Here is a 22,317-nt window from a genome sequence, read left to right on the forward strand (position 1 = left end):
GGAGAGAGATGGCCGAGCCGAGCTGGGCAATGAAGGGAGAGCTGGTCCTTTCCTGCAATTGCACCGTTTTCTGCCCCTGCGTGCTGTCGCTCGGGTCGCATCCGCCGACGGAAGGTTATTGCCAGACCTGGGCGGGTTTCCGCGTCGACGCTGGCCATTACGGCGAGGTCGATCTTTCCGGCCTCAATCTCGGCCTGATCATGGAAATCCCTGGCTATATGAGCCGCGGCAACTGGACCGCCGGCCTGTTTGTCGACAAGCGCGCCTCGATCTATGCCCAGAAAGCCTTCGCGAAGATCTTTTCAGGAAAGGCGGGCGGCACCACATCGCTGCTGTCGATCCTCGTCGGCAAATTCCTCGGCATCGAACAGGCGCCGATCACCTATGAGAAGCAGGACCGTACCCGCATCTTCCAGATCCCGAAAATCATCGACGGCGCCGTGACGCCGGTCCCCGGCAAGGAGCGCGGCAAGGATACGGTCATAACCAATTCCGAATACTGGATCGCGCCCGAGATCATCGTGGCCAAGGCCGAGAAGAGCCGCATGCGCGCCTTCGGCCGCAACTGGAACTTCGCCGGCCGCTCGGCCGAGATCTGCAAGCTGGATTGGCACGGACCGTGACCGGCAAGCCGCTTTCCGCACGCATCCCCAAGCCGAAAAAGAAGGTGACCTGGCCGCAGGCGCGCGCCTTTTCGGTCCACTTGCTCACCGCCTCGGGTTCGTTCCTGGCGTTCCTGTCGTTGGTGGCCGCCAGCGAGGAGCGCTGGACGGCGATGTTCTGGTGGTTGGGGCTGGCGTTGTTCGTCGACGGCATAGACGGGCCAATCGCCCGCAAGCTGGAGGTCAAGGAAATCCTGCCGACGTGGTCGGGCGAGCTGCTCGACAACATCATCGATTATGTCACTTACGTGCTGATCCCGGCCTTCGCGCTCTATCAGCGGGGCCTGATGGGCGAGGGGCTGTCGTTCCTGTCGGCGGCGATCATCGTGGTGTCGAGCGCGATCTACTACGCCGACACCGGCATGAAGACGAAGGAGAACTTCTTCAAGGGATTCCCCGTAGTCTGGAACATGATCGTGTTCACGCTCTTTGTCGTCGAACCCGGCCCATGGACCTCCTTCGCCGTGGTGGTGATCGCCGGTGTCATGACCTTCGTGCCGGTTTATTTTCTCCATCCGGTGCGCGTGGTGCGGCTCAGGCCGATCAATCTCGGCATGACGCTGTTGTGGTGCGCCTTCGGCGCGCTGGCGCTTCTGGAGGCCGCGCTTGCCGCCTGGTACAACAGGATCGGCCTGCTGACCGAGCATGTCAGCCTTTTCACCAAGGTCGGCATTTCGGTAACCGGCATCTACCTGTTCTGCATCGGCATCGTCATGCAGTTCTTTCCCGCGCTCGGCGCGAAGAAGGGATAGCGCCAGGGCGGTTTACATTTTTCCTCTCGCCGCTACCTTGATATGGCAATGCCTTTCCGGGGCAAGAATGTGAACTGCCCCCGGCACTTACCCTGGAGTCCCCATGTCCAAAGCAGTCCGCATCCATGCCCATGGCGGCCCCGAAGTCCTGACCTACGAGGAGGCTGACCCGGGCAAGCCGGGGCCGGGCCAGGTGCTCGTGCGCCAGACCGCGATCGGACTGAATTTTATCGACGTCTATTTCCGCACCGGGCTCTACCCGGCGCCGAACGGCCTGCCGTTGACACCCGGCGGCGAGGCGGCGGGCACCGTCAAGGAAGTCGGTGAGGGAGTCGATTGGTTGAAACCGGGCGACCGGGTCGCCTACACCACGCCGCTCGGCGCCTATGCCGAGGAGCGCGTGATCGCCGCCGATCGTCTGGTGCGCGTGCCGGACGGCGTCAGCGACGACGAGGCGGCGGCCGCCATGCTGAAGGGCCTCACGGCGGAATACCTTCTGCGCCGCACCTTTGCCGTGAAGCGGGGCGATACGATCTTGTTCCATGCGGCAGCCGGCGGCGTCGGCCTGATCGCCGGACAGTGGGCGAAACATCTCGGCGCGACCGTCATCGGCACGGCAGGCTCCGCCGACAAGGTGGCGCTGGCCAAGAAGCACGGCTATGACCACGTGATCGACTACCGCGACAGCGACTTTGTCGCCGCGGTGAAGGACATCACCGGCGGAAAGCTCTGCGACGTCGTCTACGATTCGGTCGGCAAGGACACGTTTCCGGGTTCGCTCGACTGCCTCAAGCCGCGCGGCATGTTCGTCAGCTTCGGCCAGTCCTCCGGCCCGATCCCGCCCTTCGCCATGAGCTTGCTCTCGCAGAAAGGCTCGCTCTACGCGACAAGGCCGACGCTCTTCACTTATATTGCCAAACGCGAGGAACTGGAGGCCGCGGCAGCCGCGCTGTTCGGCGTGATTGCCGACGGAACGGTTAAAATCGTCGTCAACCAGCGCCACAAGCTTGCCGACGCCGGCCGCGCCCATGCCGATCTCGAAGCTCGTAGAACGACCGGCACGACAGTTCTTATCCCCTGATTTTCTTGAAGCAGTTTCAAAGGGCGTAAATCTTTGCGTTCCCGGTCCCGCAAGCCTACGATACGGTCGGGAACAAAGAACATGGCTGGTTAACAGACCGGGAGGCACCGTGAGTGCTCAAAACGGCGGGGATGCCGCGCTTCTGCTTGAGGTGCGCGGGCTCACGAAGATCTTTGGCGCGCTGAAAGCGTGCGACAATGTCGACCTGACGGTGCGCCGGGGCGAGATCCATTCGCTGCTCGGCGAGAACGGCGCCGGCAAGTCGACGCTGGTCAAGATGCTGTTCGGCTCGCTTGAGCCCAATGCCGGCGAAATCCGCTGGCAGGGGCAGCCAGTGCGCATCGGCAGTCCGAGCGCCGCAAGAAAACTCGGCATCGGTATGGTTTTCCAGCATTTTTCGCTGTTCGACGCCCTGACTGCGGCGGAGAATATCGCGCTCTCTCTCGACAGCGACGCGCCGATCTCCACGATCGCCGCCAAGGCGCAGGCGCTGTCGCATTCCTACGGCCTGCCGCTGGATCCGTTCGCGCTGGTCGGCGATCTGTCGGTCGGCGAGCGCCAGCGCATCGAGATCATCCGCTGCCTGCTGCAGACGCCACGGCTGATCATCCTCGATGAGCCGACCTCGGTGTTGACGCCGCAGGAGGCCGACAAGCTGTTCGAGACGCTCGACCGGCTGCGGGCAGAGGGCAAGTCGATCCTCTACATCTCGCATCGCCTGGAAGAAGTGAAGCGCATGTGCGACGCCGCCACCGTGCTGCGGCACGGCAAGGTGGTCGGGCACTGCGACCCGCGCAAGGAGACGGCCTCGTCTCTGGCGCGCATGATGGTCGGTAACGAAGTGCAGGCGGTGGTGCGCCAGCCCGTGGCCGGCATCGACAAGGCGCCGGCGCTGCTGGAGGTCAGGAACCTGTCACGCCCGCCCGCCACGCCGTTCTCGATCCCGCTGCGCGGCATCAGCTTGAATGTGCGCGCCGGCGAGGTGATCGGCATCGCCGGCGTCGCGGGCAACGGCCAGGGCGAGTTCTTCGAGGCGGTGTCGGGAGAGGTGATGCAGGCCGACGCCGGAACGGTGCGCATCCGCGGCAAGGATGCCGGCCGCCTGAACATTTCGGGCCGCAGGCTGCTCGGTGCCGCCTTCGTGCCCGAGGAGCGGCTCGGCCACGGCGCCGCGCCGCGCATGCGTCTGTCGGAGAACCTGCTGCTGTCGCGCTACGCCACCGACCGCAAGGCGTTCGTCGGCGCCGGCGGCGTGGTCAGGATGGGCGCGGTGGATACGGCCGCGCAGCGCATCGTGCAGACGATGGACGTGCGCAAAAGCGCCCGCGACCCTGAAGCCGCGGCGCTGTCGGGCGGCAATCTGCAGAAGTTCATCATCGGCCGCGAGCTCGACCGCAAGCCGGCGGTCATGGTGGTCAACCAGCCGACCTGGGGCGTCGACGCGGGTGCTGCGGCAAAAATCCGTCAGGCGCTGATTGAACTGGCGCGTTCCGGCTCGGCCGTGCTGGTGATCAGCCAGGACCTCGACGAATTGTTCGAGATTTCCGACGCCATCGCAGTCATGCACGACGGCGAGCTGTCGAAGCCGCTGCCGATAGCCGAGGCGACGTTCGAGAAGATCGGCCTGTTGATGGGCGGCGCCGAGCCCGGCCATGCCGCGGCCACCGGCCATGCGATGGAGACCGCATGATGCGCGTCGAACTGGTCAAGCGGCCGCAGCACTCGGCCCTGTTTTCGGCCTTGTCGCCCTTCATCGCGCTCGGCCTCACGCTTGTCGCTGGCGCCATCATGTTCTCGCTGCTCGGCAAAAACCCGCTTGAGACCTTCTACTATTATTTCATCGACCCGCTGCGCGAGATGTGGTCGCTGCACGAACTGGCGATCAAGGCCGCGCCGCTCATCCTCATCGCCGTCGGCCTGTCGGTCTGCTACCTCTCCAACAACTGGAACATCGGCGCCGAGGGCCAGTTCATCATCGGCGCGGTCGCCGGCTCGATCCTGCCGGTGCTGTTCCCGCAGTTCCAGTCCTGGATCGTGCTGCCGCTGATGTTGCTGATGGGGATGGCCGGCGGTGCTGCCTATGCGGCGATTCCCGCCTTCCTGAAGGTGCGCTTCAACACCAATGAGATCCTGACCAGCCTGATGCTGGTCTATGTGGCGCAACTCTTCAACGACTGGCTGGTGCGCGGCATCTGGCGCAATCCGCAGGGCATGAGCTTTCCAGGCACCGCGCCGTTCCACGAATATGCCATCCTGCCCGAGATCTGGCCGGCCGCTGGCCGCGCCAACTGGGGTTTCGTCTTCGCGCTGGTGGCGGCGGTGGCCGTCTGGTTCATGCTGTCGAAGATGCTCAGGGGCTTCGAGGTCAAGGTGCTCGGCCAGAGCCCGCGGGCAGGGCGCTTCGCCGGCTTCTCCGCCCCACGCATGGTCTTCTTCGCCTTCTTGGTGTCGGGCGCGCTCGCCGGACTGGCCGGCATCTCGGAAGTTTCGGGCGCGATCGGCCATCTCAACGAGAAACTGTCGATCGGCTATGGCTTCACCGCCATCATCGTCGCCTTTCTCGGCCGCCTCAACCCGCTCGGCATCGTCGCCGCCGGGCTGATCCTGGCGCTCACCTATCTGGGCGGCGAGGCGGCATCGATCTCGGTCGGCTTGTCCGACAAGGTGGTGCGCGCCTTCCAGGGCATGCTGCTCTTCTTCGTGCTCGGCTGCGACACCCTCATCCACTACAAGATCCGGTTGGTCGGCACGCCGCTGGCCAAACCCGCGGAGGCCTGACATGGGTATGTTCGAGGCGATCCTGCTCACCATCGCGACGGCCGCGACGCCGCTGCTGATCGCCGGCGTTGGCGAACTGGTGGTCGAGCGCTCCGGCGTGCTCAATCTCGGCGTCGAGGGCATGATGATCATGGGGGCGGTGACCGGTTTCGGCGCCGCGCTGGCGACCGGCTCGCCCTGGCTCGGATTTCTCGCCGCGCTTGTCGTCGGCGCGCTGTTTTCGTTGCTGTTTGCGGTGCTGACGCTGTCGCTGGCAACCAACCAGGTGGCCACCGGCCTGGCGCTGACGCTGCTCGGCCTCGGCTTTTCCGGCATGCTCGGCGAGCGTTTCGTCGGCATGCCAGGCATCAAGCTCGGCAATCTCGACATCCCCTACCTTTCCGACCTGCCCGTGGTCGGCAAACTGGTGTTCGGCCAGGATCCGATCTTCTACCTGTCCGTCATCCTCACCGGCGGGGTCGCCTGGTTTCTGTTCAGGACCCGCGCCGGGCTGACCTTGCGCTCGGTCGGCGACAATCACGGCTCGGCGCATGCGCTGGGCATCAACGTCATCGGCATCCGCTATCTGGCGGTCATGTTCGGCGGCGCCTGCGCGGGCGTGGCGGGCGCCTACCTGTCGCTGGTCTACACGCCGCAATGGGTGGAGAACATGACCGCCGGGCGCGGCTGGATCGCGCTGGCGCTTGTGGTGTTCGCATCGTGGCGGCCGTGGCGGGTGCTGGCAGGCGCCTATCTGTTCGGCGCTGTCAGCATAGGCCAGCTCCACGCGCAGGCCCTGGGGATAGGTGTGCCCTCGCAACTGCTTTCGTCGCTTCCCTATCTGGCGACGATCGCCGTTCTTGTTCTAATCTCCCGAAACAGGCGCCTGACCATGATAAACACACCGGCCTCGCTAGGGCGGCCGTTCGTGCCAGACCGCTGAAACGAAAACAAACGGGAAAGCCCTGCGTTTCAACCTCTAGAGGACAACATCAAATGAGAAAAACACTCCTGTCACTGGCCGCCGCGGCGGCCGCCGTGGCGCTTGGCACGGTCGCGGCCGAGGCCAAGGTCAAGGCCTGCTTCATCTATGTCGGCCCGATCGGCGATTTCGGCTGGTCCTATCAGCATCATCAGGGCGCGCTCGAGGCGCAGAAGGAACTCGGCGGCGAGGAGCAGGTCGAACTGGCCTATCTCGAAAGCGTTCCGGAAGGTGCGGACGCCGAACGTGCACTGGAGCGTTTCGCGCGCTCCGGCTGCAACATCATCTTCACCACCTCCTTCGGCTACATGGATGCCACCAACAAGGTCGCCGGCAAGTTCGCCGACGTGAAGTTCGAGCACGCGACCGGCTACAAGCGCGAGCACCCCAACGTCGCGACCTACAACTCGAAGTTCCACGAGGGCCGCTACGTGCAGGGCGTCATCGCAGCGAAGATGTCGAAGGCCGGCGTCGCCGGCTATATCGCCTCCTTCCCGATTCCCGAGGTGGTGCTCGGCATCAACGCCTTCATGCTGGGCGCGCAGTCGGTCAATCCCGACTTCAAGCTCAAGGTGGTGTGGGCCAACACCTGGTTCGATCCGGGCAAGGAGGCCGACGCCGCCAAGGCGCTGATCGACCAGGGCGCTGACATCATCACCCAGCACACCGATTCGACCGCGCCGATGCAGGTGGCGGCCGAGCGCGGCATCAAGGCCTTCGGCCAGGCCTCCGACATGATCAATTTCGGCAAGGAGACGCAACTCACCTCCATCGTCGACAATTGGGGCCCGTACTACGTCGAGCGCATCAAGGCTGTGATCGACGGCACCTGGAAGCAGCAGGACGTGTGGGGCGGCATGAAGGAAGGCCATGTCGTCATGGCGCCCTATGCCAACATGCCGGACGACGTGAAGAAGGCGGCCGAGGAGACCGAAGCCAAGATCAAGTCGGGCGCGTTCAATCCCTACACCGGCCCGATCACCAAGCAGGACGGCACCGAGTGGCTGAAGGCCGGCGAAGTGGCGGACAACGGCGTGCTGCTCGGCCTGAATTTTTATGTGAAGGGCGTCGACGACAAGCTGCCGCAATAGGCTTGAAGCCGCATTCTTCCGGCTTGGAAAGGGCGTCGTTGCGGCGCCCTTTTTCTTTTGGCCCGGCTGCTGCCGGCTCCTGACAATGGGCTGTCAGGAGCCCCCTGCTAGGGGGGGATGCCAGACGAGGAGTGCCGTGATGTCCAAAACCGTCCAAAGCTATGATTGCCGTCCGTCCACCGTACATGTCTTCCAGGTGTTCGGGGAGAAAGACCATGCTTGAGCATATTCACGTCCGGGCCATCCGTCCGGCGTACAGAGCAGTTCCGGGGTCTGCGAAGCCGATCTACGTCATCGAAACGGATCTTGCTCTCTCGAAGGATGACCCTGCCTATGACCGTGACGCACTCGGCGACCTGCTGTTCGCGGCAAAAGATTATCTGGCCGCCAACCCGGCGTATCATGGGCTGAAGATCGTCCCGTATCTCCAAAAGTGAGGAAGCCCTATGGCTCTGGATCGTTGATGCGCGCGGCGGCGGTACAATCCATGTGGCGTTGCCACAGAAAGGGTGACGGAGCGAAATTTCTCTGCTAGCTGTTCATCTGGTCCGACCAGTGCAGCGAACGCTTGATGGGCGGGGACGGAAAGCGGTCTCGACGCCGATCGAATGAGCAATGTCGGCAAAGCCGTGGCGGTCTTCGTCAGAAGCGCGTTTCAGCGCCCCGGCCTGACAAAGGACAGCAGCGCACGGTACATCTGGACGTGAAATACCTGTTGCATCCCTAGGGAAGAATGCAATAGCTATTCTATCAATGTGGGAAAAGAGGCCGTCAGAGCCGGGACCACAGGGGAGGAACGCGTGGCGTTGCTGGATGTTCGCAGCATCTCGAAAAGCTTCGGCGCCATCAAGGCGCTGACCGACGTGAGCTTTTCGGTCGAGCCCGGCGAGGTTGTCGGCCTCATGGGCGACAACGGTGCCGGCAAATCCACCATGGTCAAGCTGGTTGCCGGCAATTTCCCGCCGAGCGAGGGCGAGATCGCCGTCGACGGTAAGATCTGCCATTTCCACCGGCCGATCGAGGCGCGTTCGGAGGGGATCGAGGTCGTCTACCAGGACCTGGCGCTCGCCGACAACTTGACCGCCGCGCAGAACGTGTTTCTGGGACGCGAGGTCAAGAAGGGCTTTTGGCCTTTCCGCATCCTCGACAAGAAGACGATGATCGAGCGCGCGGGCCAGCTTTTCGCGGAACTCAAATCCGAAACGCGGCCGCGCGACCTGGTGAAAAAAATGTCGGGCGGGCAGCGGCAGGCCGTGGCGATCGCCCGCACGCGGCTTTCCAACGCCAAGCTGGTGCTGATGGACGAGCCGACCGCGGCGATCTCGGTTCGCCAGGTGGCCGAGGTGCTGGAACTCATCCGTCGACTGAAGTCGCGCGGCGTCTCGGTGATGCTGATCAGCCATCGCATGCCGGACGTGTTTGCAGTCTGCGACCGCATCGTCGTACTCCGGCGCGGCTCCAAGGTCGCCGACAAGCATACCGCCGACACCTCGCCGGAAGAGGTCACCGGCCTGATTACGGGAGCGATCCGTGCAGCCTAGTCAGCTCGTCTCCCAGGCCATGCCGGCAACTGACCTGCCCGAGGAAAGCCACGCCGCGATCTCCGACGTGGTCGGCGTCAAGGAACAGACGCCCCTCCAGGCCCTGATCTCCAGCCAGGCCTTCTGGGTGGCGGTGGCGCTGCTGGTGCTGGTGGTGTTCATGACCTGGCTGGAACCGAGTTTCGGCACGGTCGAAAACGTCACCAACATCACCCGCAATTTCGCTCCGATCGCCATCATGGGGCTGGGCATGACGGTGGTGCTGATCACCGGCGGCATCGACCTGTCGATCGGCTCGGTGATGGGGCTGGTGGCGATCGTCGCCGGCCTGCTGCTCACCTGGCACTATCCCTGGTATGTCGCCTTCGGCGCCGGACTGCTGGCGGGGTTGGCCTGCGGCGCCTTCAACGGATTTTTCGTCGCCTATGTCGGCATGCCGTCGTTCGTGGTGACGCTCGGCATGCTGTCGATCGCGCGCTCGCTGGCCGTGGTGCTGTCGGGCAACCAGATGCTCTACCAGTTCGGTCCGGACGCGCCGATAGTCAAGGCGATCGGCCAGGCGAAATGGCCGCTACGGCAGCCGGCCGGCTGGGCGCCGTCCTGGATGCCGGAATTCTCCTCGCATTTCTGGGTGATGGTGGTCATGGCGCTGGCGCTCGGCTTCGTCTTCATCTTCACCGCCTGGGCCAGGCATCTCTTCGCCATCGGTGGCAACGAAAACGCCGCGCGCATGACTGGCGTGCCGGTCGACCGGATCAAATTCCAGGCCTATGTGTTTTCCGCCTTCACCGCCTCGATCGCCTCGCTGTTGCTGCTCGGCTACAGCGGCTCGGCGATCAATGCCATGGGCACGGGTTACGAGCTGCGCGTTATCGCCGGCACCGTGATCGGTGGCGCGAATCTTATGGGCGGCTACGGCACGGCCTTCGGCGCGGTGATCGGCGCGGCGTTCCTCGAAGTCATCCGCAACGCGCTGCTTATGGCGGGCATCGATTCGAACTGGCAGGGCGCATTCGTCGGCGCCTTCATCATCCTGGCCGTTCTGCTGGGCATGCAGACCTCCGGCAGGTCGTTGAAGTCCCTGCTGGAGGGCATGTTCACCCGGACGGGCAAATAGATCCGGCGGCAAAACCGCCGGGGAAGTGGACGTCAAAAACAATGTGGAGGAACTCGTGAAAAGATACATTCTGACGGCCGCCGTGGCGTTCTCGGCGCTGATGGCTGGCCAGAGCTACGCGCAGGACAAGTTCACCTTCGCGCTGGTGCCGAAGAACATGAACAACCCGTTCTTCGACCAGGCGCGCGATGGCTGCAAAAAGGCCGAAGCTGAAGCCAACGGCGCCTTCGAATGCATGTATATCGGCCCCGGCGAGCACGGCGGCGGCGAGGAGCAGGTGCAGATCGTGCAGGATCTGGTCGCCAAGAAGGTCGACGGCATAGCCGTTGCGCCGTCGAACGCGGCGGCGATGGCGGTGGCGCTGCAAGCCGCCAAGGAAGCCGGCATCCCGGTACTGACCTGGGACTCCGACGTGCTGCCGGAGAACAAGGACCTGCGGCTGGCTTATGTCGGCACGCATAATTACGAGATCGGCGTCAACCTCGCCAAGATCGTGCAGACCATCAAGCCGAAGGGTGGCACCATCTGCATCCAGTCGGGCGGCGCGGCGGCGGCCAACCACAACGAGCGCATGAAGGGCATCCGCGACACGCTGGCCGGCAAGGAATCGGCGGCTTCGCCCGGCGATGCGCTGACCGGCCAGAACGGCTGGACGGAAGCCGATGGCTGCCCGCTCTACACGAACGACGACTTCCCGATCTCGGTGCAGCAGTTCCAGGACTTCATGGCAAAGATGCCGAACCTCGACGCCTTCGTGCCGACGGGCGGCTTCCCGCAGTTCGTGCCCGACGCCAACCGCGCCGCGGTGACGCCGTTCAAGGACAAGATCGCCAAGAAGGAACTGGCGCTGGTCGTCGCCGACACGCTGCCGGTGCAGATGGACCAGATGAAGGAAGGACTTTCGCTCGGCCAGGTCGGACAGCGGCCGTTCGAAATGGGCTACAAGACCATGTTCGCGCTGAAGGACATCAAGGACGGCAAGGCGGCTCCGGCCGATCCGACATACACCGGCCTCGACGTCTGCACGCCGGAAACGGCAGATACCTGCATCGCCAAGTGACATCCTGACGGTTTTGCGGGGCGGGCGGGATTTTTCTCGCCCGCCCCGTTTTTCCGGGACGGGTTTGCCACCGTCACATCCTGACAGTCGGGTGTCAGGAGGTCTATGCTAGAGACCCTCCGTCAAACGATGCGGAGGACGAACGATATGCTGAAATTCTATCATGCGCCGTGGTCGCGCGGCTCGGGCGTGCTCTGGTTGCTGGAGGAACTCGGGGTCGACTACGAGCTCGTCCACATCGACATCCGCGCCGAGGGCGGCGTGCCGGAGGCCTACCGGAAGATCCAGCCGAACAAGAAGGTGCCGGCGATCGAGCATGACGGCGTCGTCATCACTGAGCGGGCCGCGATCACCACCTATCTGGCCGATGCCTTTCCGCAGGCGGGTCTTGCGCCGGCGATCGGCGATCCGATGCGCGGGCCATATCTGACGGCGCTGGTCTATTGCGATGCTGTCTTCGACCCGTGCATCTCGGCCCACGCGCATGGCCTGACCTATGTGGGCAACGACTACTCCTTCGGCCTGTTCGACGACATGGTGGCCTATGTCGAGCGCAAGCTGACGGAAAACCCATTCGCCGCCGGCGACCGCTTTACTGCGGCCGACATCCAGTTGGCGTCCGGCATCGGCTACACGATGGATCAATTGAAGAAGCTGCCGGAAAGACCGGCTTTTCGGGCCTATCTGCAGCGGATCGGCGACCGTCCCGCCTGGAAGCGCGCCCAGGCCAAGGACTATGCACTGGCAAAGACCGTGCCGGCGTGGGCGGGCAAGGTTTGAGGCTGGCTGGCCTCAGACCGCCTGGCCGTAAAGGTCGTAGGCGTCGGCGCGGTCGATCTTGACCGTGACGATGTCGCCGGCGCGCAGCGGGCGGCGCGACGAGACATGCACCGAACCGTCGATCTCAGGCGCGTCATATCTGGTCCGGCCTTTTCCGGCGCCGCCATTCGCTTCGTCGATGATGACGGGCAGCCGCTTGCCGACTTTCTTTGTCAATTGTGCAGCGGAGACCTTCTGCTGGCGCTGCATGAAGCGGTGCCAGCGGCTCTCCTTCACCTCCTGCGGCACCTCGGCGAGTCCTAGATCGTTGGAGCGCGCGCCGCTCACCGGCTCGTATTTGAAGCATCCGGCACGGTCGATTTTTGCTTCGTCCAGCCAGTCGAGCAGCATCTCGAAATCCTCCTCCGTCTCGCCGGGGAAGCCGACGATGAAGGTGGAGCGAACGGCGAGGTCCGGGCAGACTTCGCGCCAGCCGCGGATGCGTTCCAGCGTCTTTTCGCCATGGGCCGGGCGGCGCATGTTCTTCAGCACTGCCGGCGAGGCGTGTTGGAAGGGGATGTCGAGATAAGGAAGGATTTTTCCTTCCGCCATCAGCGGGATGACGTCGGCGACGTGCGGGTAGGGGTAGACATAGTGGAGCCGCACCCACATGCCGAGTTCGCCGAGCTCTTTCGCGAGGTCTTGGAACTTCGCCCGTACCTCGCGGTCCTGGAAACGGCTCGCCTCGTATTTGATGTCGACGCCGTAGGCGCTGGTGTCCTGCGAGATCACCATGATCTCCTTGACGCCGGCCTTGGCCAGTTTTTCGGCCTCGCGCAAAACGTCGCCGGCGGGCCGAGAGACGAGATCGCCGCGCAGCGCCGGGATGATGCAAAAGGTGCAGCGGTTGTTGCAGCCTTCCGAAATCTTCAGATAGGCGTAGTGGCGCGGCGTCAGCTTGATGCCCTGCGGCGGCAGCAGGTCGACCAACGGATCGTGCTGCGGCGGGGCGGCCTCATGCACGGCGGCCATGACGCTCTCATAGGCCTGCGGCCCGGTGATGGCGAGCACGTTGGGGTGTTTCTCGCGGATCAGCTCGGGCGTGGCGCCCATGCAGCCGGTGACGATGACCTTGCCGTTCTCCTTCATGGCGGTGCCGATGGCGCTGAGCGATTCATCGCGGGCCGAATCCAGGAAGCCGCAGGTGTTGACGACGACGAGGTCGGCGCCGTCATGCTTGCGGGCGATCTCGTAACCTTCGGCGCGCAGGCGCGTCAGGATGCGCTCGGAATCGACCAGCGCTTTGGGGCAGCCGAGGCTGACGAAGCTGACGCGAGGAGCAGTTGCGGACATGTCGGGTCTTTCAACGGCGAAAGCCGGAACCATGATGGGTCCGGCCTTGCCACGATGCGTTGATTTAACGTGCGGGCGCCCGCGGCGCTCCAATTGCGCGGCGCAATAACACAGTTCCGCGCGCAGGAAAACCGCGACCCGGCGTCCCGCTTACGGCCGGCAGGAGCGGATCACCGGTCCTTCACCGTCTCCATGGCCACGAAAGTCGAGGTCTGCGCCACATGCGGCAGCGCCGATATGCGCTCGCCCAGCACGCGGCGGTAGGCGGCGATGTCGCGGGTGCGCACCTTCAAGAGATAGTCGAAGCTCGCCGCCATCATGTGGCACTGCTCGATCTCCGGCACGGCCTGCACGGCGCGATTGAACTCCGCCAGCGCCAGCGAGCGCGTGTCCGACAGTTTCACCTGCACGAAGGCGACGTGGCCTTCGCCCATGCGCTCGCGGTCGATGACGGCCGAATAGCCACGGATGAATCCGTCCTTCTCCAGCCGTCGCACCCGCGCCTGAACCGGCGTTTTCGACAACCCGACCGCCGCCGCCAGTTCGCTGGAGGAAAGCCGGGCATCGCGCGACAGCGCCGCCAGGATGTTTCGGTCGATGCGGTCCAATTGATCCATGGAGTACGATATTCCGGTTCGATTGCTTCGTTACTAGGCAACAACATAGTTCGTTCGATCTGAAAACGCCAGAGATTTGGTCCGTACCGAAATCCGCGTCATGATAGTCGTGCCGCCGTTCTCCAATCGCCGCTCGCCATCCACGGGATCGCCATGACAGCAGCTTTGTTCGACGTGCTCCGCAGCCATATCCGCGAAAACTACCTGCCCGACGAGGACGAGGCACTCGCAAGGTTGGTGAAGCTGGCCGATCTTTCGCCCGAGCAGCGCAAGGCGATCTCGGCGCGCGCCGCCGAGCTGGTGCGGGCCGTGCGCGCCTCCTCCGATCCGCGGCTGATGGAGGTCTTTCTCTCCGCCTATGGGCTCTCAACCAAGGAGGGCGTGGCGCTGATGTGCCTGGCGGAAGCGCTGCTGCGCGTGCCGGATACGCAGACCATGGACGATCTTATCCAGGACAAGATCGCGCCGCACGACTGGTCGGCGCATTCCGGCGAATCGAGTTCGATCTTCGTCAACGCCTCGACCTGGGCGCTGATGCTGACCGGCCGTGTGCTCGACGACACGGACGACGGCATCGCAGGCACGCTGCGCTCCATGGTTCGCCGGCTGGGCGAGCCGGTGATCCGCCGCGCGGTGTCGGCCGCGATGCGCGAGATGGGCGAGCAGTTCGTGCTCGGCCGCACCATCGGCGAGGCGGTGCGGCGCGGCGGCGACATGCTGGAAAAGGGCTACCTCTATTCCTACGACATGCTGGGCGAGGCTGCCCGCACCGAGGCCGACGCGCTGCGCTATCTCAAGGCCTATGCCGATGCCATCTCGTCGCTGAACAGCGGCGCCGACGGTCCCGATATCCGCACCAATCCCGGCATCTCGGTAAAACTCTCGGCGATCCACCCGCGCTACGAGCAGGCGCAGCGCGAGACGATGCTGCCCGTCATGAGCGAGCGGCTGCTGTCGCTGGCGCTGGCCGCTGCCCATGCGCGCATGGGGCTCAACATCGATGCCGAGGAGGCCGACCGGCTCGACCTGTCGCTCGACGTCATCGAGCGGGTGCTGGCCGACCCGCGGCTGGCGGAATGGGACGGTTTCGGCGTCGTCGTCCAGGCCTACGGGCCGCGTGCCGCCTTCGTCATCGACTGGCTCTACGCGCTGGCGCAAAAGCTCGACCGCACCATCATGGTGCGGCTGGTCAAGGGCGCGTATTGGGACACCGAAATCAAGCGGGCGCAAGTGCTGGGGCTGTCCGGCTATCCGGTGTTCACGCGAAAGGTGAACACCGACGTCTCCTACATCGCCTGCGCCAAGAAGCTGTTGTCGATGACCGACCGCATCTATCCGCAGTTCGCCACCCACAACGCCCATACGGTCGCCGCTATTCTGCGCATGGCGCCGGACCGCGAAAAATTCGAATTCCAGCGGCTGCACGGCATGGGCGAGGCCCTCCACGAGACGGTGCGCAAGGCGGAAGGCACGCGCTGCCGCATCTATGCGCCGGTCGGCGCGCATTCCGACCTGCTTGCCTATCTGGTGCGCAGGCTACTGGAAAACGGCGCCAACTCCTCCTTCGTGCATCAGGTGACCGACGCGGATGTGCCGCCGGAGGAGATTGCCCGCGATCCGTTTGCCGTGGTCGACAGCCAGGGCGCGGCCGCCAATCCGGCGATCGCCAAGCCGGCAGAGATTTTTGGCAACAGGAAGAATTCGCGCGGCCTGGACGTGAGCGATCCCGTCACCCTTGCCGGGATCGAAAAGGCGCGGGCGGCCTTTGCAGGTTCCGACAGGTGGGCCGCCGCTCCGGCGCCCAAAGCGGCTGGTTACGGCTCGAAGCGGCTGGTGACGAACCCCACGAGGCCCGGCGACGTGGTCGGCTCGGTCACCGAGGCCGGCCCAAAACAGGTTGCCGCCGCGGTGAAGTCCGCGGCGGACGCGCAGCCCGCCTGGGCAAGACGTCCCGTCGCCGAGCGTGCCGGCATTTTGCGCCGCGCCGCCGACCTCTATGAGGAAAACGCCGCCGAGTTTTTTGCGCTCTGCACCCGCGAAGCGGGCAAGACGCTGGCCGACGGCGTGTCGGAAGTGCGCGAGGCGGTGGATTTTCTGCGCTATTACGCCACCGAGGCGGCGAAGGCGGAGGCGGGCACCGAGGCGAGGGGGGTAATCGCCTGCATCTCGCCCTGGAATTTTCCGCTGGCGATTTTTTCGGGGCAGATCGCCGCGGCGCTCGTCACCGGCAATGCGGTAGTCGCGAAACCCGCGGAGCAAACCCCGCTGATCGCGGCCAAGGCAGTGGACTTGCTGCACCGGGCCGGCGTGCCGGCCGACGTGCTGCATCTGCTGCCGGGCGACGGGCCGTCCGTCGGCGCACCGCTGACCGCCGATCCGCGCATCGCCGGCGTCTGCTTCACCGGCTCGACGGAAGTGGCGAAGCTGATCGAGAAGCAGCTCGCCGAGACGGCGGCGCCGGACGCCATGCTGATCGCCGAGACCGGCGGGCTGAACGCGATGATCGTCGATTCGACTGCCTTGCCCGAACAGGCGGTGCGCGACATTCTTGCTTCCGCCTTCCAGAGCGCCGGGCAGCGCTGCTCGGCGCTGCGGGTGCTCTACGTCCAGAAGGATGTCGAGAAGAAGATGCTGGAGATGCTGGAAGGCGCACTGAAGGCGCTGAAGGTCGGCGACCCATGGTTGATCTCGACCGATGTCGGGCCGGTGATCGACGACGAGGCGCGGCAGTCGATCCTCGGCTACTGCAAGGAAATGGAAGCCAAGGGAAAACTGGTCGCCAAACTCGATGCGCCGGCCGAGGGCCGCTTCGTCGCTCCGCACATCTTCCGCGTTTCCGGCATCGACGAGATGAAGAAGGAAGTCTTCGGCCCGGTGCTGCATGTCGCCACCTTCGGGGCGGACGACATCGATCATGTGATCTCGTCGATCAACCGCAAGGGTTATGGGCTGACGTTCGGCCTGCACACCCGCATCGAGGCCAGGGTGCAGCACATCGTCGACGGCGTGCATGCCGGCAACATCTACGTCAACCGCAACCAGATCGGCGCCGTGGTCGGCTCGCAGCCTTTCGGCGGCGAAGGGCTTTCGGGCACCGGGCCGAAGGCCGGCGGGCCGCATTATCTCAGGCGATTCCGCAAATCGGCGGGAGCAGGCGCCGAGCTCGGCGAGGGGCACAAGGTGACGGCGACCGAACTCGCCGATGCGCTGCCCGATGCGAGCGAGGGCGGGTGGTCGACACGCACCGACCGGGTGCCGGCACTGCGCAAGGTCTTGCGCGGCAAGGCGTCCGAGGCGATCGCGGCGGCCGCCGCGACCGAGTTCGGCCCCGTCGACCTGCCCGGACCGACCGGCGAGGCCAATACGCTGACGCTGCATCCGCGCGGAAAAGTGCTTTGCCTCGGGCCGGACGGCGAGACGCTGCTGGCGCAGGCCGTGCAGGCTCTCGCCGCCGGCAATGCCGTGCTGGCGGTCGCGCCGGGCGCTATCGCCGCGCTGCAGCCGCTGCTGGGAAAAGGCTTTCCGCTGGCGGCGATCGACGGGCGGCCGGACCCGGTCGAATCACGGGCGCTGGGCGTCGACGCTGTGGCGTTTTCGGGGACCGAGGAGGCGATGCGGGTGGTGCGCCGCGTGCTGGTCGACCATCCCGGTCCGATTGTGCCGTTGATCGGCGAGGTCATCAATCCGGCAGCCTACGCGCATGAACGCTCGGTCTGCGTCGACACCACCGCTGCCGGCGGCAATGCCAGCCTGCTTGCGGGAGCGGGGTGAGGGCGCATATTTGGAGGTTGCGCGAAGGTCGTGCATTATCGGCGCGCCGCAAGCCGGCGTTGGAAGGAGCCGCAGCCATGCAACCGCTTGATCGTATCACCCAGGAGCCGGGCGTCATGGGTGGCAAGGCCTGCATCCGCGGGATGCGGGTGACGGTTGGCATGTGAAAAATCCGTTCCGCGTCCAACGCCGCTACGTGCCCGCGCATGCCGCGCCGCGCATCAGGTCGCTGGATTTCGACGCGCCGTATCGCCCTTTGCCGCCGCTGCCGACGCGGTCGCCCGACGATCCCGTCGGTTCGACCCGGCTGGTCTTGCGGCTGGAGGCGCTGGGTCGCGCACTCGACGATCTGCCGGGTCAGGCAATTCGTTTCGCCCGCTGGAGAGCGCACCGCGACGCAGCAATTGCGCGGGAAAGGGAAGCCCGCACCGCACTCGTGCAAAACGAGCAAGCTGCCGGTGCGATCCGGTTCCGGCGCATCTCGCCGCTACGGCGCGGGAGTCCGCCCGGCGGGCGGCTGTCGCGATACGACCCGACAGCCATCCATCCGCGCAACATCCGCGAGATCGACGAGATTCTGGCGCACGCCCATGCGCTGGCCGTCCACGCGCTGGAATGCCCCGACACGTCATGACGTGCGGCCCGGAATCTAAAACCGAGGGATTGACGGCCCCGCGGATTCGTCCGCGGTCTGGCGGCGATCCGTGCTGCCCCGCGAGAACCGTCGTTCATAGGTTGTCGAAGCGGGCAAAATTTGCTCAGGCCGGCAGCACTCGGAGAGCCCGCCCAAAAAACTCTCCGAGCGGCAGCCTTCGAAAGGATCGGCGGCTACGCCCCCTCGACGACCGAAAAGCCCTCGAACTGCGGGTGGCCGATATAGAGTGGCTTGTTCTGGCCGGCGTTGCGGTGGGCGGCGCGGAAATTTTCGGACTTGGTCCAGGCGACGAAATCGTCATGACTTTCCCACACGGTGTGCGAAGCGAACAGTGTGTAACCTTCGGCCTCGTTCACCGGGCCGCGCAGCAGGTGGAATTCGCGAAACCCCTTCATCTCGTTCAAGGTCGAATCGCGGCCCTTCCAGACGTCCTCGAAGGCCGCTTCCGATCCGTGCTGCACCTTGAAGCGGTTCATGGCTATGTACATGGCTGTGTTCCTCTGTTGCCTGTCAGGATTTGGCGCCGCGAGCGGCGTTTCTGGAAACCGGCCTAGGGTCTGTTGAGATTCAGGTTTTGAGGAGCCGAAAATGGCGTTTTTCGAGAACCGAAGCGGAGTGTACGTACTGGTACATGAGCATCGGAAGCGCAGAAAAGCGTCATTTGCAGGCCCTCAAAGCGTGAATATCAACAGACCCTCGACGGAAAACGGATGACGCCTTCCGGCAAGTCGGCCGGCGCGATCGGATTGGGACCGGCCTGCATATGCGTGGCGGCGCGATGGCGCGCAAGTTCTTCGACAGTGGCGCCGGCGGCGATCCGCGCGCGGCGCTCGATCAGGTCGAGCATTTTCGGGTCGAGGCCGTCGCCGCGATGCGCAGCCAGACGATGCAAGGGAAGAAAGTTCAAGTTCTCGGCTCCTTGTGAAGCGTGAGCGGGCAATCAGGCCGTGCCGACGGGCCGGATTTCGAGGCTGGCTGACGCTCAAACGGGGCAGGACGAGGCCATGTTCCGGTGGCCCTGCCTTGGATGACGATCAAAGGCCAAAGGCGATTTTTGCCTTGGTGCCTGGCGCCAGTTGCCGAATGCAGGCGGACGGCTCCACGCCGTCGCCGGCGCAGTCGACCGCGCGGTTGACCAGCACCCGGGTGATCTTGGCGCAGTCGAGCGGCAGGTCGAACCGCGTCACCTTGGTCTTGCCGGAGGGCAGGTCCTTGAAGTCGAGCACGGTGAGCGTGTCGACGACGCCCACTTCGTTGAACAGCGCGATCTCGAAGGCCGCCTTGGAAAGCTCGGCGCCGAGCCCGTTGGTGACGACGAAGGTAAGCCGGCAGCCTTTTTGCGAGGGCTGCGCGGCGTTGAGTTCCAGCGCCAGCGCGGGTCTTTCCGCCTGTTCCTGCGCGTTCGCGCTGCTCCCGGCGGCGGCAAACGCCGCCGCCAGCAAGCCAATCATTGCTTTCGATCGTTTCAACCTCAGCCTCCGAATCGCATGGTGGCGGCGAGCTTCACCGAGACACCCGGCTCGTAGAGCGGTGTGGTCGTCGTGCCGTTGAGCGGGTTGACGTATTGCTCGTCGAACAGATTGTCGACGCGGAAGTCCATGCGGAAATCCTCGTTCGGCTGGTAGCTGGCGAACAGGTTGACCAGCGTGTAGTCGTCGGCGACCGGATTGCCCTTCGGCTTGCCGTTGTACTGGACCTCGCCGCCGACAGTCAGCTTGTCCTCCAGGAAGCGGAAGCCGATCTGGCCGGTCACTTGCGAGGAGGGGATCGTGCTCAGGTCTTCGCGCACGCCTGCATATGAAACGGTATGGCCGTTGATGATCGAGGCCGACAGACCGGCGAACCCCCAGCCCGCGTCATAGACGCTTTCGAACTCGAAACCCTCGATCTTGGCGTTGGCGAAGTTCTGGTACTGCGAGCAGATCGGGATCACGCCCGGACCCGGAATGAACGGGCAGCCACTGGTCGGGTCGAAAGGCGAAAGCGTCGCCAGGCCGATATAGTCGTCGATGTCATTGTGGAAATAGGCGGTCTTGATGCGCAGCCGGTCGTCGGCCTGGATCAGTCCGTCCTGCGCATAGTTGATGCCGAACTCCACGGTATGCGCGGTCTCGGGCTTGAGGTTCGGGTTGGGCAGGAAGGGGAACACCACGCCGTTGGGGTGCAGGCCGCTGATCAGGGTCTCCGACAGCGACGGCGAGCGGTAACCCTCGGCGTAGGTGCCGTAGAACTGCAGTCCCTCGAGCCCGATGCTCTCGAACGGCGAGACGCCGACGGTGATGCGCGGCGAAATCCGGTCGCCCGAGACATTGTTCTCGTCGTCGTCGAGTTTGTAGCTGTCGTAGCGTAGCGCGCCGATGATCTCCAACCACTCGTAGGTAAGCTTCTCCTGGATATAGGCGCCCGAGACACGACGATTGCCAGACGGGGTGAACAGGTCGTCGCCGCCCTCCGGGCTGGTCGTCTCGACGTCGTCGGTCACCCAGTCGCCGCCATAGGTCAGTTCGTGCGCGATCACGCCGGTCTCGAACCGCGACGTGTTCCAGATATCGATGCCGTAGGTGTCGAGGTCGTAGCCGGTCTGTGAGCCCTTGGGTATCAGGATCGGCCGGCCAGTCACCGAGCTGAAGCGCTGCACGTCGGTCAGATAGGTCTGGTCGAGCTTGGCGATGTTGGCCGACAAATTGACATGCAGGTCGAGCCAGCTCTGATCCTCGTCCGTTATGTTGTAGCGGCCGGTAAAGGTATTCTGGCGCATGTCGACGTCGTAGGCGTCCGAGCCTTCCGTCCAGCTTTCGTTGTTGCCGATCCAGCCCAGCTTCAGCTCGCTGTTGTCGCTGGGGCGAATGGTGCTTTTGACCATGCCGCTCAGAATGTCGAACCCGGTGCCGGAGACGTCGTTGCCGTCGCCATCCTTGTAGTCGTTGAAGTTGCGGTAGACGATGTTGCCGAGCACGTCGACGGCGTCGTTGAACTTGTAGGCGCCCGTTGCGCTGGTGGTGAAGCCTTCGCCATTTGTGTCATAGCGGCCCGTCGTCGACGCGGCCCAGGTCTCGCCCGGACGCAAGAAGTCCTCGGCGTCCTTGGTTTCGTAGAAGACCACGCCGCCGATGGCGCCGGAGCCGTAGGTATTGGCGACGGGGCCGCGAATCACGTCGACCTGCTGCACCAGTTCGGGATCGATGAAGGCGACCGACTGCGTTCCATGGCCGGAGCGCTGGAAGTTCTGTCTGGCGCCGTCGACGATGACCGCGACGCGGCCGAAATCCTGCAGGCCGCGGATATTGATGGAGGTGGCGCCGCGTTTGGCGTCGGTCTGGGCCGCGACGCCCGGCATGCCGAAGAATATATCCGCGGGCGTCACCGCCATGCGGCGTTCAAGCTGCTCCTGATCCACATGGCTGACCGACGCGAGCGTGTCGATCGCCGTTTCGCCGGTTCGGCTGACGACGGTGATCTGGTCGAGCACCGTGGTGCCGGCGGTGTTGCCGTCTTCCTGTTTCTTTTCACCCTGCTGCTCACTTGCTGCCGCCTGCTCCTGGGTCTGCACAGACTGCCGCTGCTCCTGCGCCCAGGCCGGCCCGCCGATGAGCGCCAGCGATGCCACCCCGGCGAGCAGCGCGATCCGTCTTTTCAGTGAAAGGGTATGAACCCCACGCCCGATTCCCCAACCAGCCTGTCCCAAGCCGACAGCCCCCATGTCCCTGCTCCTGCATGCGTATGAAAAATGCGGGCTGGCGGGAGGCTGGCTGGCATTTTGATGTTGCCCGTCAAATATGTTGACTTACTTTGTCCGGTATTGCATTCCCTATAAAACATGATATTTTAAGTCAAGATAACAGGCGGCAAATTCCGGGCAACCGGACCATGGCGGTATCAACGGCGACAGAGAGGGTCGATCGAGATGAACACGCACAACCCCAATGCTTTTTTCCGCGCGCGTCCTTATCCCGCCGATGGAGCGCAACGCTCCGAATTCCGGCGCCCCGCCGCGGTTCGCACGCTGACCAGCCAGTCGCTGTTCCAGGGCGAATTCGAGATCGGTATAGACCATGCCGGTTCACTCTACCGGCTGAAGATCACCCGGCAGGGCAAGCTCATTCTCAACAAATAGGACAG

General features: G+C 64.4%; 22 protein-coding genes. 16 read left to right on the top strand and 6 right to left on the bottom strand.

Translation table 11 applies throughout. The annotated features are described in order from the left end of the window. The first annotated feature begins 8 nt into the window (after nt 1-8). The 12 genes from RB623_RS02350 to RB623_RS02405 all read left to right on the top strand — a co-directional run bounded on the left by RB623_RS02350 (nt 9) and on the right by RB623_RS02405 (nt 11,823). Nucleotides 9-623 carry a DUF1326 domain-containing protein gene (locus tag RB623_RS02350; RefSeq protein ID WP_308055148.1) on the top strand — a complete coding sequence of 205 codons (615 nt, stop codon included), beginning with the start codon at nt 9-11 and terminating at the stop codon, nt 621-623. Further along, nucleotides 620-1,414 (top strand): phosphatidylcholine synthase, encoded by a 795-nt coding sequence (pcsA, locus tag RB623_RS02355; RefSeq protein ID WP_374121623.1) that lies wholly within the window; start codon nt 620-622, stop codon nt 1,412-1,414. The genes RB623_RS02350 and pcsA overlap by 4 nt, the downstream gene beginning before the upstream one ends. Nucleotides 1,415-1,517: 103 nt before the next feature. Beyond that, complete coding sequence (locus RB623_RS02360; protein WP_308055150.1) at nt 1,518-2,495, top strand: quinone oxidoreductase; 978 nt, start codon at nt 1,518-1,520, stop codon at nt 2,493-2,495. Nucleotides 2,496-2,604: 109 nt separating this feature from the next. Then, nucleotides 2,605-4,185 (top strand): ABC transporter ATP-binding protein, encoded by a 1,581-nt coding sequence (locus tag RB623_RS02365; protein ID WP_308055151.1) that lies wholly within the window; start codon nt 2,605-2,607, stop codon nt 4,183-4,185. Then, the gene (locus RB623_RS02370; protein ID WP_308055473.1) at nt 4,185-5,273 is read left to right on the top strand and encodes an ABC transporter permease; all 1,089 of its coding nucleotides are present in this window, start codon (nt 4,185-4,187) and stop codon (nt 5,271-5,273) included. Before RB623_RS02365 ends, RB623_RS02370 begins: the two co-directional genes overlap by 1 nt. Before the next feature lies 1 nt (nt 5,274). Next, nucleotides 5,275-6,195, top strand: coding sequence for an ABC transporter permease (locus RB623_RS02375; protein WP_308055152.1), 921 nt, complete (start codon nt 5,275-5,277; stop codon nt 6,193-6,195). Nucleotides 6,196-6,248: 53 nt separating this feature from the next. Then, nucleotides 6,249-7,325 (top strand): BMP family ABC transporter substrate-binding protein, encoded by a 1,077-nt coding sequence (locus RB623_RS02380; RefSeq protein WP_308055153.1) that lies wholly within the window; start codon nt 6,249-6,251, stop codon nt 7,323-7,325. Nucleotides 7,326-7,540: 215 nt separating this feature from the next. Beyond that, a complete protein-coding gene (locus RB623_RS02385) occupies nt 7,541-7,762 on the top strand; it encodes a hypothetical protein (RefSeq protein WP_308055154.1) in 222 nt (73 codons plus the stop codon). 363 nt (nt 7,763-8,125) lie between these two features. Further along, nucleotides 8,126-8,866 carry an ATP-binding cassette domain-containing protein gene (locus RB623_RS02390; protein WP_308055155.1) on the top strand — a complete coding sequence of 247 codons (741 nt, stop codon included), beginning with the start codon at nt 8,126-8,128 and terminating at the stop codon, nt 8,864-8,866. Nucleotides 8,867-8,885: 19 nt separating this feature from the next. Next, entirely contained in the window at nt 8,886-9,983 is a 1,098-nt protein-coding gene (locus RB623_RS02395) for an ABC transporter permease (protein WP_308055474.1), read from the top strand. Between the two features lie 55 nt (nt 9,984-10,038). Further along, nucleotides 10,039-11,043 carry a substrate-binding domain-containing protein gene (locus RB623_RS02400; RefSeq protein ID WP_308055156.1) on the top strand — a complete coding sequence of 335 codons (1,005 nt, stop codon included), beginning with the start codon at nt 10,039-10,041 and terminating at the stop codon, nt 11,041-11,043. Between the two features lie 147 nt (nt 11,044-11,190). Continuing rightward, nucleotides 11,191-11,823, top strand: a complete 633-nt coding sequence (locus tag RB623_RS02405) for a glutathione S-transferase (RefSeq protein ID WP_308055157.1) — start codon at nt 11,191-11,193, stop codon at nt 11,821-11,823. 12 nt (nt 11,824-11,835) lie between these two features. Here the strand turns inward: RB623_RS02405 and rimO are convergent, their stop codons facing one another. Together rimO and RB623_RS02415 are read right to left on the bottom strand one after the other, a co-directional pair. Next, entirely contained in the window at nt 11,836-13,155 is a 1,320-nt protein-coding gene (gene rimO, locus RB623_RS02410) for a 30S ribosomal protein S12 methylthiotransferase RimO (protein WP_308055158.1), read from the bottom strand. 170 nt (nt 13,156-13,325) lie between these two features. After that, nucleotides 13,326-13,772: an Lrp/AsnC ligand binding domain-containing protein gene (locus tag RB623_RS02415; protein WP_308055159.1), complete on the bottom strand. Its 447-nt coding sequence runs from the start codon at nt 13,770-13,772 to the stop codon at nt 13,326-13,328. Between the two features lie 153 nt (nt 13,773-13,925). On the opposite strand from RB623_RS02415, the gene putA reads away from it, so the two are divergent. The 3 genes from putA to RB623_RS02430 all read left to right on the top strand — a co-directional run bounded on the left by putA (nt 13,926) and on the right by RB623_RS02430 (nt 18,177). Next, complete coding sequence (gene putA, locus RB623_RS02420; protein ID WP_308055160.1) at nt 13,926-17,543, top strand: bifunctional proline dehydrogenase/L-glutamate gamma-semialdehyde dehydrogenase PutA; 3,618 nt, start codon at nt 13,926-13,928, stop codon at nt 17,541-17,543. 77 nt (nt 17,544-17,620) lie between these two features. Continuing rightward, nucleotides 17,621-17,710 carry a DUF433 domain-containing protein gene (locus RB623_RS02425; protein ID WP_308055161.1) on the top strand — a complete coding sequence of 30 codons (90 nt, stop codon included), beginning with the start codon at nt 17,621-17,623 and terminating at the stop codon, nt 17,708-17,710. Further along, nucleotides 17,707-18,177 carry a hypothetical protein gene (locus tag RB623_RS02430; RefSeq protein ID WP_308055162.1) on the top strand — a complete coding sequence of 157 codons (471 nt, stop codon included), beginning with the start codon at nt 17,707-17,709 and terminating at the stop codon, nt 18,175-18,177. The genes RB623_RS02425 and RB623_RS02430 overlap by 4 nt, the downstream gene beginning before the upstream one ends. A 194-nt stretch (nt 18,178-18,371) precedes the next feature. Here the strand turns inward: RB623_RS02430 and RB623_RS02435 are convergent, their stop codons facing one another. The 4 genes from RB623_RS02435 to RB623_RS02450 all read right to left on the bottom strand — a co-directional run bounded on the left by RB623_RS02435 (nt 18,372) and on the right by RB623_RS02450 (nt 21,898). Then, a complete protein-coding gene (locus RB623_RS02435) occupies nt 18,372-18,686 on the bottom strand; it encodes an antibiotic biosynthesis monooxygenase (RefSeq protein WP_308055163.1) in 315 nt (104 codons plus the stop codon). 197 nt (nt 18,687-18,883) lie between these two features. Then, complete coding sequence (locus RB623_RS02440; RefSeq protein WP_308055164.1) at nt 18,884-19,105, bottom strand: hypothetical protein; 222 nt, start codon at nt 19,103-19,105, stop codon at nt 18,884-18,886. A gap of 127 nt (nt 19,106-19,232) precedes the next feature. Next, nucleotides 19,233-19,649 carry a hypothetical protein gene (locus RB623_RS02445; RefSeq protein ID WP_308055165.1) on the bottom strand — a complete coding sequence of 139 codons (417 nt, stop codon included), beginning with the start codon at nt 19,647-19,649 and terminating at the stop codon, nt 19,233-19,235. Nucleotides 19,650-19,669: 20 nt separating this feature from the next. After that, a complete protein-coding gene (locus RB623_RS02450; protein WP_308055166.1) occupies nt 19,670-21,898 on the bottom strand; it encodes a TonB-dependent hemoglobin/transferrin/lactoferrin family receptor in 2,229 nt (742 codons plus the stop codon). Nucleotides 21,899-22,102: 204 nt separating this feature from the next. Here RB623_RS02450 and hemP point away from each other — a divergent pair, with 204 nt between their 5' ends. After that, on the top strand, nt 22,103-22,312 hold the full coding sequence (hemP, locus tag RB623_RS02455) for a hemin uptake protein HemP (protein WP_308055167.1): 210 nt from the start codon (nt 22,103-22,105) through the stop codon (nt 22,310-22,312). Nucleotides 22,313-22,317 lie beyond the last annotated feature (5 nt).

Origin of the sequence: Mesorhizobium sp. LHD-90 (genome assembly GCF_030929505.1) — a bacterium.
Taxonomy (GTDB): Bacteria; Pseudomonadota; Alphaproteobacteria; order Rhizobiales; family Rhizobiaceae; genus Kumtagia.